Here is a 13766-nt window from a genome sequence, read left to right as displayed (position 1 = left end):
CCTGCACGGGAAGGGCGTAGCATCACCTCACAGGCTTTCCGGACCCCTTCCCATGCTGCAGAACATTCCTACCCATGTGATCGCCGGCCCCCTGGGGGCCGGCAAGACCAGCCTGATCCGTCATCTGCTGAGCCAGCGCCCGGCCCATGAGCGCTGGGCGGTGCTGATCAATGAGTTCGGCCAGATCGGCCTGGACGCGGCCTTGCTGACTCGGGATGACGATGGCATCGCCCTCGGCGAAGTGGCCGGCGGCTGTCTGTGCTGCGTCAACGGCGCGCCGTTTCAGGTGGGCTTGGGGCGCCTGCTGCGCAAGGCCAAGCCGGATCGTCTGTTCATCGAGCCTTCCGGCCTCGGTCACCCGGCGCAATTGCTCAAGCAACTGAGCGTCGCGCCCTGGCAAGGGGTGCTGGCGTTGCAGCCCTGTGTGCTGGTGCTCGACGCCCAGGCCCTGGCGGCCGGCAAGCCGCTGCCCCAGGCCCAGCAGGACGCCCTGTCCAGCGCCGGCCTGTTGGTGTTGAACAAGGACGAACTGCTCAGCGACAGCGATCGGCTGCGGGTGCTGGAGCAGTTGCCGGACCTGCCCTTGTTCTGGACGCGCCACGCCGCCTTGCCCCTGGCCGAGCTACCGGGCCTGGAGGTCAGCGCCGGGGCGGCGCTGGAGCACCTGGATGTTCCCCAGGGCCTGGCACAGTTACCGGCGGTGTGGAGCGATCCGGCGTTGCCGATCTGCCTCAGTCAGTCTCAGGAGGAGGGCTGGAGCATCGGCTGGCGCTGGCACCCGAGCCAGCAGTTCGACCTGACCCGGGTCGATCACTGGCTGCAGAACCTCGACTGGCGTCGGGCCAAACTGGTGATCCACAGCGATGAGGGCTGGCGCTCGGGCAATGGCTTGGATAATTCACCGCTGAACTGGCTGCCCAGCGAATGGCGACGGGATTCGCGCCTGGAGTTGATTTTCAGTGCCCCTCAGGACATGGCCGCCCTGCAAGCCAGCCTCAGCGCTTGCCGGCTGTAGGCGCAGGCTTGCCTGCGCATCTCACGGCTTGAACTTGCGATGCTCTTCGCGCCACTGGCTCAGCTCGATCACCTCGGCGCTGGGCAACGGCTCTTTCACTTCGAATGGATAGGGTGCCAGCTCGATGTGCGCGCTGTGGGCTCCGAACTGAGTGATGGTTCCGGCGTGGCGGGTTTCGCCAGTCACGGTGAATTCGAAGTTGTAGATTCGCGCCAGGCGCCGACGACCGTTGGCGTCCTTGACCAAACCGATGCGCTTGAGTGCGACGTTGCCGTCCAGCAGCTCGATGTCGAGCCGTGCACAGTGCTGCTTGACCCGCGCCAGCGCCCGCTCCCGCAGGCCGTGGTTGTGCCATAGCCAGGCGGCGCCGGTCGCCAGCAGCATCAGCACAAAAATGTTTCCAAGGGTCAGCATGAAGGTTTGCTCCAACGAAGTGGCGTCAGCTTAACTGCGTCTCCGGTCTGTCGTACAGGCTGCGTTTAGTCGCATACTGCGCGGCTTGAATTCCACCGGTTTTATGGAAAATCCTGCATGAAACGTACGCCCCACCTGCTTGCGATCCAGTCCCATGTGGTTTTCGGCCACGCCGGTAACAGTGCTGCGGTGTTTCCCATGCAGCGGGTCGGGGTGAATGTCTGGCCCCTGAATACCGTACAGTTCTCCAACCACACTCAGTATGGTCACTGGGCCGGAGAAGTGTTGGCGCCCCAGCAGATTCCCGAGCTGGTGGAAGGTATCGCCGCCATCGGCGAGTTGGGCAACTGCGATGCGATTCTCTCCGGTTACCTGGGCAGCGCGGCCCAGGGCCGGGCGATTCTCAGTGGCGTGGCGCGGATCAAGGCGACCAATCCCAAGGCCTTGTACCTGTGCGACCCGGTGATGGGCCATCCGGAGAAGGGCTGCAGCGTGCCGGCGGAAGTCAGCGACTTCCTGCTGGATGAAGCGGCGGCCATGGCGGATTTCCTGTGCCCCAACCAGCTGGAACTGGACAGCTTCTGCGGACGCAAGCCGCAATCGTTGTTCGATTGCCTGGGCATGGCCCGCTCGCTGCTGGAGAAGGGCCCCAAGGCGGTGCTGGTCAAGCACCTGGACTACCCCGGCAAGTTGGCGGAAGGCTTCGAGATGCTGCTGGTGACCGCCGAGGGCAGCTGGCACCTGCGGCGCCCGCTGCTGGCGTTTCCGCGCCAGCCGGTGGGAGTGGGCGACCTGACGTCGGGTCTGTTCCTGGCCCGGGTGCTGTTGGGTGACAGCCTGGTGGCGGCGTTCGAATTCACCGCCGCGGCGGTGCATGAAGTGCTGCTGGAAACCCAGGCCTGCGCCAGCTACGAGCTGGAGCTGGTGCGGGCCCAGGATCGCATTGCCCATCCGCGAGTACGGTTCGAGGCCACGCCGATCGGCTTCTGATGGCGACCGGCGGGCACTGAGTCAGGCCTGTTCGGAGAATTGCACCGTCGGCGCCGGCTGACGGAAGCCCCGGGTGTGTACGCCCAGGTACGCCAGGCCCAAGGCGAACCAGGCCAGGCCAATCCCCAGGGTCAGGGCCGAGAGGCTGGTCCACAGCCAGACGATCAGGCCGAAGCCGATCAACGGCAGCAGGCCGTACTGCAGCAGTCGCGCGCCCGTGCGCGGCTGTCCCTGCCCCAGGTGACTCTTGATCACCGCCAGGTTGACCACCGAGAACGCTACCAGTGCGCCGAAGCTGATCATCGACGCCAGGGTGGTGAGGTCGATGATCACTGCCAGCAAGGACACCAGCGACACCAGGACAATGGCGATCACCGGGGTCTTGTAGCGCTCGGAGAGGGTGCCGAACACTCGCCGTGGCAGGATGCCGTCGCGGCCCATGCTGAACAGGATGCGCGACACCGAGGCCTGTGACGCCAGGGCCGAACCGGCGGCGCCAGCGACATAGGTGGCAGTGAAGAACATCTCCAGGAAACGTCCGCCGGCGTGCAGCATCACCTCGCTGGCTGCCGAATCGGCGTCCTTGAAGCTGCTGCCGGGGAAGGCCAGCTGGCTGGTCATGGCCAGCAGGATGAACAGCAGCCCTGCGCCCAGGGTGGTGATGACAATGGCCCGGGGGATGTCCCGGCGCGGGTCGCGGGTTTCCTCGGCCAGGGTCGATACCGCGTCAAAGCCGAGGAACGACAGGCACAGCACCGCCGCTCCGGCCATCAAGGGCAACAGTCCGCTCTGGCTGCCGTCGCCGATCCAGGGCGCGCTCAGGTCCAGGCTCTCGGCCCCGGCCAACTGGCGAATCACCAGGGCCACGAACACCACCACGAACACCATCTGCGCGCAGACGATCAGGTTGCTCATGCTCGATACCGAACCGATGCCGCGAATGTTCAGCAGCGTCACCAGGCTGATGGTCGCCACCACGAAGACCCAGGCCGGCACGGCGGGAAAGGCCAGGTTGAGAAACAGGCCGATCACCAGGTAGTTGATCATCGGTAGAAACAGGTAATCCAGCAGCAGCGACCAGCCGGCAAGAAAGCCGATGCCCGGTCCGAAACTGAGGCTGGCGTAGGAATAGGCCGAGCCGGCAATCGGGTACTTCCTGACCATGACGCTGTAGGACAGGGCGGTGAAGATCATGGCCAGCAGGGTGATCACGTAGGCGGCGGCGGTACGCCCGCCGGTGATCTGGGTGACCACGCCGTAGGTGGTGAAGACGGTCAGCGGGACCATGTACACCAGGCCGAAGAACACCAGGGCCGGCAGCCCGAGGATGCGGCGCAGGGAGGTGCCCTGGGCACTGTGGGTGAAATCGCTGGGGGCGAGGGTGGGATTGTCGGAGAGAGTATTGGCGCTGGGCATTGTTATTGTTCTCACGCGTTCGTGGGTTCGAAGGCTCCCCAAACGGGGAGTGCGCTTGTGCCTTGCCCAACGATTCTGGCAGCGGTGCCCCTGGGGCATAACTCTCTAAGTGGTCAAAAAGGGATGGATGTGGCCATTCGGGATGACCGCAGAAGACTGCCTGGAGCAGCGGAAGGAGAGGGGGCGAGTGCGCAAGGCTTTGCAGGGGCGTGGCGAGGGGACCGTCCGTGGTCCTGCTGAATCAGCGTATCTGTCTGAGGATCAAGGGCCGTCGGCCTTGATTTCCTGGTAGCGCTTTTCCAGCTCCTGGCGGATCTGCCGACGCTGCTGGGCCTGGATATAGCGGCGTTTGCCGTCGGCGGTCTCGGGCTGCAGCGGTGGCACCTGGGCCGGTTTGCGTTGGTCGTCCACCGCCACCATGGTGAAGAAGCAGCTGTTGGTGTGGCGCACCGAGCGCTCGCGGATGTTCTCGGTCACCACCTTGATGCCCACCTCCATGGAGGTGTTGCCGGTGTAGTTGACCGAGGCCAGGAAGGTCACCAGTTCGCCGACATGCACCGGCTCGCGGAAGATCACCTGGTCCACCGACAAGGTCACTACGTAGCGGCCGGCATAACGGCTGGCGCAGGCATAGGCGACTTCGTCGAGGTACTTGAGCAGGGTGCCGCCGTGGACATTGCCAGAGAAATTGGCCATGTCAGGGGTCATCAATACCGTCATCGACAGCTGGGCGTTTCCGGGTTCCATAGCACACTCACGGTTCAAGGCAGGGGTTGCTGGAGCACCTCTGCGGGTGCTGGTTTCAAGGATTTTCAAACCATCGATAACGGGACGCCGGGCCGCGTCGTGCCGTCACGCTCCGGTGGATCTGTTTCCTAATATTGCATCGCCTTTCTGCCAGAAGTCCCGGTGTTAACCTGCGAAACACCCGTTTCAGGGCTTTTTCCTCTAATTTTTTGGATATTTCTTTGTACTGATCAGATTTTTCTTTTTAGGCGATCTGCGCCGCCCCGCATTCAAGGAGAACTCCGGCCATGCATGCCATCAGCTTCATTCAGGACCTGGCCGTGATCATGCTGGTCGCAGGTGTAGTGACCATTCTCTTTCATCGATTCAAGCAACCGGTGGTGCTGGGCTACATCGTCGCTGGCTTCATCATCGGTCCCCACACTCCGCCGTTCGGCCTGATCCACGACGAACAGACCATCAAGACCCTGGCCGAGCTTGGGGTGATTTTCCTGATGTTCTGCCTGGGGCTGGAATTCAGCCTGCGCAAGCTGTTCAAGGTGGGCGCCACGGCGTTTATCGCGGCGTTCCTGGAAATCGTCCTGATGATCTGGATCGGCTACGAGATCGGTCGCTGGTTCGATTGGAGCACCATGGATTCGCTGTTCCTCGGGGCGATCCTGGCCATTTCCTCCACCACCATCATCGTCAAGGCGCTCAACGACCTGAAGATGAAGAACGAGCGCTTCGCCCAGCTGATCTTCGGTGTGTTGATCGTCGAAGACATTCTCGGCATCGGCATCATCGCCTTGCTGTCGAGTATTGCGGTCAGTGGCACCGTGAGTTCCGGCGATGTGTTTTCCACCGTCGGCAAGCTTTCGCTGTTCATGATCGTGGCGCTGGTGATCGGCATTCTGCTGGTGCCGCGCCTCTTGGCCTACGTGGCCAGGTTCGACAGCAACGAGATGCTGCTGATCACGGTGCTAGGGCTGTGTTTCGGCTTCTGCCTGCTGGTGGTCAAGCTGGAGTACAGCATGGTCCTGGGCGCCTTCCTGATCGGCGCGATCATGGCCGAGTCCCGTCAGTTGCTGAAGATCGAACGGCTGATCGAGCCGGTTCGTGACCTGTTCAGTGCCATCTTCTTTGTCGCCATCGGTCTGATGATCGACCCGCAGATCCTTCTGCAATACGCCTGGCCCATCGCCGTGATCAGCGTGGCAGTGGTGCTGGGCAAGATGCTGTCCTGCGGCATGGGCGCCTTTATCGCTGGTAACGATGGACGGACCTCGTTGCGAGTCGGGATGGGCCTGTCACAGATTGGCGAATTTTCGTTCATCATCGCCGCCCTGGGCATGACCCTGCAGGTCACCAGCGATTTTCTCTATCCGGTCGCGGTTGCCGTGTCGGCGATCACCACCTTGCTCACGCCTTATCTGATTCGCGCGGCCGATCCTTTGTCGCACAAGCTGGCTGGAGTCCTGCCTCAACGCCTGAGCCGGGTGCTGGGCATGTATGGGGAGTGGTTGCGCAGTATCCAGCCTCAGGGGGAAGGCGCATTGCTGGCGTCGATGATCCGCAAGATCCTGCTGCAAGTGGGGGTGAATCTGGCGCTGGTGGTGGCGATCTTCTTTTCCGGCGGCTATTTCGCCAAGCGCATCGGCACTTATCTGGAGGAATGGGTCAGTGATCCTAGCTGGCAGAAGGCGCTGATCTGGGGCGCAGCGTTGCTGCTGTCCCTGCCATTCCTGATTGCCGCCTACCGCAAGCTCAAGGCGCTGTCGATGCTGCTGGCGGAGATGGGGGTCAAGGCGGAAATGGCCGGGCGTCATACCCAGCGAGTGCGCCGGGTGATCGCCGAGGTGATTCCGATCCTGTCGCTACTGGTGATCTTTCTGCTGTTGGCGGCGCTGTCGTCGAGCATCCTGCCGACCCTGGAGTTGCTGGTACTGATTGCCGTGGTGGCGGCGGTGGTGGCCGCGGTGTTGTGGCGCTGGTTCATCCGCGTGCACACGCGGATGCAGGTGGCACTGATCGAAACCCTCGATCACAGCAAGGACAACGGTGGGCATTGACCTTGCCGCTCGCCAGCAGGGCGCTGGCGAGCCGGTTGCAACGGCGGGGGCTCAGCTTTCCAGCCAGACGTCCCGCGCCCAGTGCCACACCGATTCCCAGGACTCTTCGGTGATCAGCTCTTCTTCGCCGGACCACAGCACCACGGTGCCGTCTTCTTCGACGCAGTAGTAGTCGTCGCCGTCCTGGCAGATCGGGATCAGCTCACGAGGCACGCCCAGGTCCCAGGCGGTCGCGGCCACTTCCGGCAGGTAGGTGTGGGATTGCGGGTCGGTGACGGTGACCGGTTCCAGGCTGCCGTAAACCACGTCGCTGACCGTCAACAGGAACTCTTTGAAGACGAACGGGATATTGATGAACAGCTGTTCTTCAATTTCCACCAGTTGGTCTTCGTCCGGCAGTTCCAGGGGGACGGGTACCGGTTCGTTGGCTTCTCGGAGTTGTTCGATGACTTCTTCCACGGCCTGGGTCCTCTTTGCTCTATGGCGCGGTTGTTTGACGGCGGTTTATACAGTAGCTCGCTATAAGTGCAATCGTGAAATGCAAAACCCCGACCTGAGTCGGGGTTTTGCCTTACAGCTGTGACAGCAGAATGAATCAGCCGTTCTGGCGGATACCTGCCACCAGCCATGGCTGGTTGTCGCCCTGGGCGCGTTCCATGTTCCAGCTTTCGCTGAACACTTCGCCCTGGTCGAAGCGCGAGGTCTTCGATACACCGCTGAAGGTCAGGGTGGCGATGGTCTTGTCGGCACGGTCATCCACACCTTCAAGTTGCACTTGCAGGTTGTCGATGTAGGTGGACTGGAAGCTGTCGCCCAGATCGGCACGTTCCTGTTTCAGGAACTGCAGCATCTGCGGGGTGACGAACTCGGCAATCTTGTCCATTTCGTTGGCGTCCCAGTGTTGCTGCAGGGACTGGAAGTGATTGCGCGCCGCTTCAATGAAGCGCTCTTCGTTGAACCAGGCCGGAGCGTTGATCACCGGACGCGCGGCAGGTGCTGCCGAGCCACCGAAGATCGAACCGCCAGCCGGTTGCTGAGGCTCGAAAGCTTCACGCTGCATCGGTGCGTGACCCGCTGGAGCGAACTGCTCCTGCTGCTTGCGACGGCGAGCGGCGATAAAGCGGAAGATCACAAAGGCGATGACCACCATGATCAGGATGTCGAAGATCTGCATGCCCTGGAAGCCGTCACCCATGAACATGGAGGCCAGCAGGCCACCGGCTGCGATGCCGGCCAGAGGGCCGAGCCAGCGCGAAGCACCACCGGCCTTGGCCGCGGCACCTGCAGCTCCGGCTGCGCCAGCGGTGGCTGCAGCGGCAGGAGCGCCCGGAGTGGTTGGCGCCGCCTGGCGAGTTTGGTGGGTCGGGGCAGCGCCGGCGCTTTTGCCGCCACCGAAGCGCTTGGCGTTGGCGTCGAGGCTCATCGTCAGGCCGATGCACAGCGCCATGGCGATGCTAAGAAAACGTTTCATAAAGGGGGTTCCCATTTGTGGATGGCACGCGCGCCATATTGCACAGGTCAAGTGTCAGTGGCGAGCGGCATAATGTTTCGGGCTTTTGCCTGAAAGGCTTGATTCAGCCCTGTCCGCAATCATGCTCGCCGCTAGGTTTTTTGTCTGTAAGGACGTGGTTTAGGTTCAATCCCCAAGCCGAACAGCGACGCATTGCCAGCAGTACCACGCCAGCCCTGATCAGGGCGATTTCTGCGCTGACCTGTAGCAGCCGGCTTGCTGGCGAAGAGGTTCTTCACCAGCAAGATTCGCTGGCAAGCCAGCGCCTGCGGATCGTCTGCGGTTAGATGGCTTCCAGCTTGGCGTAGCCGAGCATCAGCCATTTGCTGCCTTCACTGAAGTTGACCTGGACCCGGGCCTGGGCGCCGGCACCTTCGAAGTTGAGGATCACTCCGTCGCCGAAGACCGAGTGGCGCACGGCCTGACCCAGGCTCAGGCCGGTGTCCGGAATCTCGCTGCCGCCGAACAGGCTGCTGGTGCTTTGCGACTGGCCGCCACCGAAAGGCCGGCTGACGCTGTTGGACAGGCGCACTTCCTGGATCAGTCCCTTGGGCACTTCGCGTACGAAGCGCGACACCTTGTTGTAGGTTTCGCTGCCGTATAGACGACGGGTCTCTGCATAGGTCATCACCAGGTTCTGCATGGCCCGGGTGATGCCCACATAGGCCAGGCGGCGTTCTTCCTCAAGGCGGCCGGGTTCTTCCAGGCTCATCTTGTGGGGGAACAGGCCTTCTTCCATGCCCACCAGGAACACGTAGGGGAACTCCAGGCCCTTTGCGCTGTGCAGGGTCATCAGTTGCACGCTGTCTTCGTGCTCGTCGGCCTGGGTATCGCCGGCTTCCAGGGACGCGTGGCCGAGGAAGGCCGCCAGGGGCGTCAGGTCCTCGTCTTCTTCGCTGTTCTCGAAGTTGCGCGCGGCGCTCACCAGTTCCTCAAGGTTTTCCACCCGGGCCTGGCCTTTCTCGCCTTTTTCCGCTTCGTGGTAGGCGATCAGCCCCGACTGCTCGATCACCGTCTGGGTCATCAGGTGCAGGGGCATTTCCAGGGTCTTGGCCGCCAGGTTCTCGATCAGCTCGATGAAAGCGCCGAGGGCGCCGGCCGCACGACCGGTGAGGCCTTTATTGGCCACCAGTTGGCGCATGGCTTCCCACATCGACACATCGCTGTGGCGCGCGTGCTCGCGGATGGCTTCGACGGTCTTTTCGCCGATGCCCCGGGCTGGAACGTTGATCACCCGTTCCAGGGCTGCGTCGTTGCCCCGGCCTTCCAGCAAGCGCAGGTAAGCCATGGCGTTCTTGATCTCGGCCCGCTCGAAGAAGCGCTGGCCGCCATAGATGCGGTACGGAATGCGCTCGCGCAGCAGCGCTTCTTCCAGCACCCGGGACTGGGCGTTGGAGCGGTAGAGAATGGCGATGTCGCTGCGGGCCAGGCCGGTTTTCAGCGCGCTCTCGATGGTTTCCACGACATAGCGGGCTTCATCGTGCTCGTTGAAGGCGGCGTACAGGTTGATGGCTTCGCCGTCGCCGCCATCGGTCCACAGCTCCTTGCCCAGGCGCCCGGTGTTGTTGGCAATCAGGGCGTTGGCAGCCTTGAGGATGCCGGCGGTGGAGCGGTAGTTCTGCTCCAGGCGGATCACTTCGGTGTCCGGGAAGTCGGCGGAATACTGATGGATGTTCTCGATCTTCGCTCCACGCCAGCCGTAGATCGACTGGTCGTCGTCGCCCACCACCATCAGGCTGTCGCCACCCTGGGCCAGCAGCCGCAGCCAGGCGTATTGCACGGCGTTGGTGTCTTGGAACTCGTCCACCAGCACATGGCGGAAGCGCTTCTGGTAGTGCGCCAGCAGGCCCGGGTGGTCGCGCCACAAGTCCAGGGCGCGCAGCAGCAGTTCGGAGAAGTCGATGACTCCGGCGCGCTGGCAGGCGGCCTCGTAGGCCTCATAGATGCCGCGCATGGTGGCCAGGAAAAGATCGCCGCTGGCCTGGATGTGTTGCGGGCGCAGGCCTTCGTCTTTCTGTCCGTTGATGAACCACTGGGCCTGACGGGCCGGCCAGCGCTGCTCATCCAGGCCCAGCTCGCGGATCACCCGCTTGACCAGGCGTTGCTGGTCGTCGCTGTCGAGAATCTGGAAGGTCTGGCTCAGGCCGGCTTCCTGCCAGTGGGCTCGCAGCAGGCGGTGTGCCAGGCCGTGGAAGGTGCCGACCCACATGCCCGCCGGGTTGATACCCAGCAATTGTTCGATGCGGTGGCGCATCTCGGCGGCGGCCTTGTTGGTGAAGGTCACCGACAGGATCGAGTGGGGCGAGGCGTTCTCGACCTGGATCAACCAGGCGATACGGTGCACCAGCACTCGGGTTTTGCCGGAGCCAGCACCGGCCAGGACCAACTGACGACCCACGGAGGCAGCTACGGCCTGGCGTTGGGCATCGTTGAGGGAGTTCAACAGGAGGGAGAGATCATCGCGCATCGGGGCATTCTAGGGGGCCGCGTCACCCCGGGCAAACCCGGCATTGCATTAGCCGATAAAACAACGGCCGGGGACGACCGGTTGGTCACAGGCCGCAGCCATTGGTGTCTCTCGCGCGCACACTTGCACGGCGGATTACGGAGGGATTTGTTTTATCGATTTTATGATCCAGAGCAGTTTGGCTCGAGCTTGTGCTTGTGTATGCTCCGCCGACGTTTCGGGCTCTACATTATAAGAATACTGCCTATGACACTTAACCCCGACCCGTCCGGGCCCTTCATGGCGCCGGGGGGCATCCGCCAGCATTACGCCGTCGAGATGGCAGTGGAGCGTACGCGCCTGCTGTATCAGGGCTCGCTGCTGCCGACCCTTTTCATGCTGCTCAACGGTCTGGTGTGCACCTGGTTGCTCTGGAGTCCGGCGCGCTATCTGTTGCTCAGCGTGTGGATGGTCTGGCTGCTGGCCCTGGTGGCCTTGCGGGTGATCCAGGTGGCGGCGTTCGACTCGGCGATTCCCAGTCGCCAGGCGCAGCCCATCTGGCAGCGCATGTTTCTTCTGGGGTCGGCGGTCAGTGGCCTGACCCTGGCCTGCGCCGGCATCGCCCTGGTGCCCACCGACAGCTTTTTGCAGCAGGCCTGGGTTTTCGGCCTGATCGGCGCGGCGATTCTTTCCGCCAGCGTGGCCTACGCGGTCAGCCTGCAGGCTTTTCTCTCCTTCACATTGCCCTGCCTGTTACCGGCCATCGCCTATCTGTTCTGGGGCGGAGACGATCAGCAGCGCGGCTGGGGCTGGCTTGGGCTGATTCTCTTGGTATCCCTGAGCGTGGTGGCCTGGCAGGTCAACCGCCTGATTCAGCGAGGCCTGTTGCGGCGCTTTCAGAATCAGGCGCTGATCGAGCATCTGCAGGATGCCCAGAGCCGCGGCAGCCAGCTCAACCGCGAGCTGGCCCGTGAGATCGAACAGCGCCGACGGGCCGAAGAACAATTGCGTGAAGCCCAGGCGGGACTGGAGCAGCGGGTGGCCCAGCGCAGCCTGGAACTGGACCAGGCCAACCAGGCCCTGAGCAAGAGCGAGGCGCGCCTGGCCCTGGCCCTGAATGCCAGCGAGCTGGGACTTTGGGACTGGAACCTGCAGACCGACGAAATCCATCACACCCAGATCAAGGAACTGTTTGGCCTGGAGCCCGAAGACGTCACCGCGATGCTCAGCCATCTCAAGCCGCGCCTGCACCCCGAGGATTTGCCGCTGCTCAAACGTGCCCTGGTGGAGCATCTCAAGGGCCGCAGCGAGGATTACCAGGTCGAGTACCGGGTGCGCCATGGCGACGGCCATTGGGTGTGGATCGAGGACCGGGGCAGGGCGGTGGAGCGCAGTCCTGGTGGAAGGGTGTTGCGTATGGTGGGCACGCGGCGGGATATCAGCGCCGACAAGGAAGTGGAGGTGCAGCGCAATCTGGCGGCGACAGTGTTCGAGGCGGCCAGTGAAGGCATCGTCATCCTCGACCCCGAGTACGCCCTGATCGCCGCCAATCAGGCCTTCAGCCAGGTCACGGGCTATCAGATCGAGGACATGCTCGGGCGCAATGTGGTGGAACTGTCCTGTAGCCGCGATGCCCGCCGGCATTACCCGTTGATTCATCAGGCCCTGGAGCAGCACGGCAGTTGGCAGGGCGAGCTGGTGGAGACCCGCAAGAACGGCGAGCTCTATCCGCAATGGCTGCAATTGAACGTCGTGCGGGATAAGCGAGGGAAAATCCGCCACATCGTGGGCTTCTTCGCCGATCTCTCGGCTCGGCGCGAGTCCGAGGAGCGCATGCGCTACCTCACTCACTACGATGAACTCACCGGGCTGGCCAACCGCTCCCTGTTTCGCGAGCGCCTGGGCGAGGCCCACCAACGGGTACGCCAGGGCGGCCGCAGCCTGGCCTTGCTGCACATCAATCTGGATCGCTTCAAGTTGCTCAACGACAGCCTCGGCCATGAAGTGGCCGACCAGTTGCTGCAGAAGATGTCCAGGCGACTGGTCAATGCCCTGCCGGAGGCCGACACCATCGCCCGGCTGTCCGGGGATGAGTTCGCTGTGTTGTTCGACGCCTACGGCAGCCTGTCGAGCCTGACGCGGGTGGCGACTCGGCTGCTGAGCAAGCTGCGCCTGCCGATCACCGTCGATGGCCATGAATTGGTGGTCAGCGCCTCCATGGGCATCAGCATGCTGCCGGACAGCGCCCGGGAGATTGCTGCTTTGGTCAGTCAGGCGAACATGGCCATGGCCCACGCCAAGCACCTGGGCGGCAACAACTTCCAGTTCTATACCGAGAGCCTGCAGGCCAGCACCCTGGAGCGTCTGCAACTGGAGAACCAGCTGCGCAAGGCCATCGAAGAAGGCCAGTTGATGGTGTTCTACCAACCCAAGCTGTGCCTGGCCACGGGCCGGCTGAATGCTGCCGAAGCCCTGGTGCGCTGGGATCACCCGACCATGGGCCGGGTGCCGCCGGGGGACTTCATCGGCCTGGCGGAAGAGACCGGGCTGATCGGGCCCATCGGCGAATTTGTGTTGCGCCAGGCCTGCCGCCAAGCCTGCGACTGGCAGCGCCAGGGGCTGGAGCCGATTCGGGTGTCGGTCAACCTGTCGGTGTATCAACTGCGCCAAGGCAAGCTGGTGAGCCTGGTGCGCCAGGTATTGGAAGAAACCGGCCTTGCGCCGCATTTCCTGGAGCTGGAGCTGACTGAAAGCCAGCTCCTGGACAGCGTCGAGCACATCATCGCGACCTTCCAGCAACTGCGTGATCTGGGAGTGAAGCTGGCCATTGACGACTTCGGCACGGGCTACTCGTCCCTGAGCTACCTCAAGCGCATTCCGGTGGACTACGTGAAGATCGACCAGGCCTTTATCCGTGGTCTTGCCGAAGGTGGTGAGGATGCGGCGATTACCCGGGCAATCATTGCCATGGCGCACGGGCTGTCGCTGAAAGTGGTGGCCGAGGGGGTCGAGGATCCGGCGCAGTTGACCTTCCTGCGGGCCGAACACTGCGATGAAGTGCAGGGCTACCTGATCAGTCGTCCGGTGAATGCCGAAGCGCTCGCGCAGCTGTTGCAGGCCCAGTCTCGCTAGTGGGCGGCGACGCCAGCCACAACGGCTACATAAGTCGTACCCGGC

The 13766-nt window shown here is 63.0% G+C and carries 10 protein-coding genes; 4 read left to right on the top strand and 6 right to left on the bottom strand.

Going from position 1 to position 13766, the window contains the following annotated elements; translation table 11 throughout:
* Positions 1–52: 52 nt before the first annotated feature.
* Positions 53–1015 carry a CobW family GTP-binding protein gene (locus KHO49_RS00720; protein ID WP_102881363.1) on the top strand — a complete coding sequence of 321 codons (963 nt, stop codon included), beginning with the start codon at positions 53–55 and terminating at the stop codon, positions 1013–1015.
* 21 nt (positions 1016–1036) lie between these two features.
* On the opposite strand, the gene KHO49_RS00715 is transcribed toward KHO49_RS00720, so the two are convergent.
* The gene (locus KHO49_RS00715) at positions 1037–1429 is read right to left on the bottom strand and encodes a DUF3301 domain-containing protein (protein ID WP_102862377.1); all 393 of its coding nucleotides are present in this window, start codon (positions 1427–1429) and stop codon (positions 1037–1039) included.
* A 117-nt stretch (positions 1430–1546) separates the two neighbouring features.
* Here KHO49_RS00715 and pdxY point away from each other — a divergent pair, with 117 nt between their 5' ends.
* Complete coding sequence (gene pdxY, locus KHO49_RS00710) at positions 1547–2419, top strand: pyridoxal kinase PdxY (RefSeq protein WP_213664473.1); 873 nt, start codon at positions 1547–1549, stop codon at positions 2417–2419.
* Positions 2420–2440: 21 nt separating this feature from the next.
* Here pdxY and KHO49_RS00705 read toward each other — a convergent pair whose 3' ends face one another.
* Both KHO49_RS00705 and KHO49_RS00700 read right to left on the bottom strand, forming a co-directional pair.
* Positions 2441–3835 (bottom strand): APC family permease, encoded by a 1395-nt coding sequence (locus KHO49_RS00705; protein WP_110594175.1) that lies wholly within the window; start codon positions 3833–3835, stop codon positions 2441–2443.
* Positions 3836–4096: 261 nt separating this feature from the next.
* The gene (locus KHO49_RS00700) at positions 4097–4582 is read right to left on the bottom strand and encodes an acyl-CoA thioesterase (RefSeq protein ID WP_102862374.1); all 486 of its coding nucleotides are present in this window, start codon (positions 4580–4582) and stop codon (positions 4097–4099) included.
* Between the two features lie 287 nt (positions 4583–4869).
* Here KHO49_RS00700 and KHO49_RS00695 point away from each other — a divergent pair, with 287 nt between their 5' ends.
* Complete coding sequence (locus tag KHO49_RS00695) at positions 4870–6633, top strand: cation:proton antiporter (protein WP_102862373.1); 1764 nt, start codon at positions 4870–4872, stop codon at positions 6631–6633.
* A 51-nt stretch (positions 6634–6684) separates the two neighbouring features.
* Here KHO49_RS00695 and KHO49_RS00690 read toward each other — a convergent pair whose 3' ends face one another.
* The 3 genes from KHO49_RS00690 to uvrD form a co-directional block, all read right to left on the bottom strand.
* A complete protein-coding gene (locus KHO49_RS00690) occupies positions 6685–7092 on the bottom strand; it encodes an SMI1/KNR4 family protein (protein ID WP_102862372.1) in 408 nt (135 codons plus the stop codon).
* Between the two features lie 136 nt (positions 7093–7228).
* On the bottom strand, positions 7229–8104 hold the full coding sequence (locus KHO49_RS00685) for a Tim44 domain-containing protein (protein ID WP_213664472.1): 876 nt from the start codon (positions 8102–8104) through the stop codon (positions 7229–7231).
* Positions 8105–8426: 322 nt separating this feature from the next.
* Positions 8427–10610 (bottom strand): DNA helicase II, encoded by a 2184-nt coding sequence (gene uvrD / locus KHO49_RS00680; protein WP_053160506.1) that lies wholly within the window; start codon positions 10608–10610, stop codon positions 8427–8429.
* Between the two features lie 246 nt (positions 10611–10856).
* Between uvrD and KHO49_RS00675 the strand changes: the two genes are divergently transcribed.
* The gene (locus KHO49_RS00675; protein ID WP_213664471.1) at positions 10857–13721 is read left to right on the top strand and encodes an EAL domain-containing protein; all 2865 of its coding nucleotides are present in this window, start codon (positions 10857–10859) and stop codon (positions 13719–13721) included.
* Positions 13722–13766 lie beyond the last annotated feature (45 nt).

This window comes from Pseudomonas sp. RC4D1, from assembly GCF_018390395.1.
In the GTDB taxonomy this organism is placed as follows: domain Bacteria; phylum Pseudomonadota; class Gammaproteobacteria; order Pseudomonadales; family Pseudomonadaceae; genus Aquipseudomonas; species Aquipseudomonas danubii.
The sequence above is the reverse complement of the archived record's forward strand: the minus strand, read 5'-3'. Positions and strand labels throughout refer to the sequence as shown.

Bases quoted from the DNA above. Each gene is read 5' to 3' on its own strand.
- KHO49_RS00720 (WP_102881363.1), top strand. From the start codon at position 53: ATGCTGCAGAACATTCCTACCCATGTGATCGCCGGCCCCCTGGGGGCC.
- KHO49_RS00715 (WP_102862377.1), bottom strand. From the start codon at position 1,429: ATGCTGACCCTTGGAAACATTTTTGTGCTGATGCTGCTGGCGACCGGC.
- pdxY (WP_213664473.1), top strand. From the start codon at position 1,547: ATGAAACGTACGCCCCACCTGCTTGCGATCCAGTCCCATGTGGTTTTC.
- KHO49_RS00705 (WP_110594175.1), bottom strand. From the start codon at position 3,835: ATGCCCAGCGCCAATACTCTCTCCGACAATCCCACCCTCGCCCCCAGC.
- KHO49_RS00700 (WP_102862374.1), bottom strand. From the start codon at position 4,582: ATGGAACCCGGAAACGCCCAGCTGTCGATGACGGTATTGATGACCCCT.
- KHO49_RS00695 (WP_102862373.1), top strand. From the start codon at position 4,870: ATGCATGCCATCAGCTTCATTCAGGACCTGGCCGTGATCATGCTGGTC.
- KHO49_RS00685 (WP_213664472.1), bottom strand. From the start codon at position 8,104: ATGAAACGTTTTCTTAGCATCGCCATGGCGCTGTGCATCGGCCTGACG.
- uvrD (WP_053160506.1), bottom strand. From the start codon at position 10,610: ATGCGCGATGATCTCTCCCTCCTGTTGAACTCCCTCAACGATGCCCAA.
- KHO49_RS00675 (WP_213664471.1), top strand. From the start codon at position 10,857: ATGACACTTAACCCCGACCCGTCCGGGCCCTTCATGGCGCCGGGGGGC.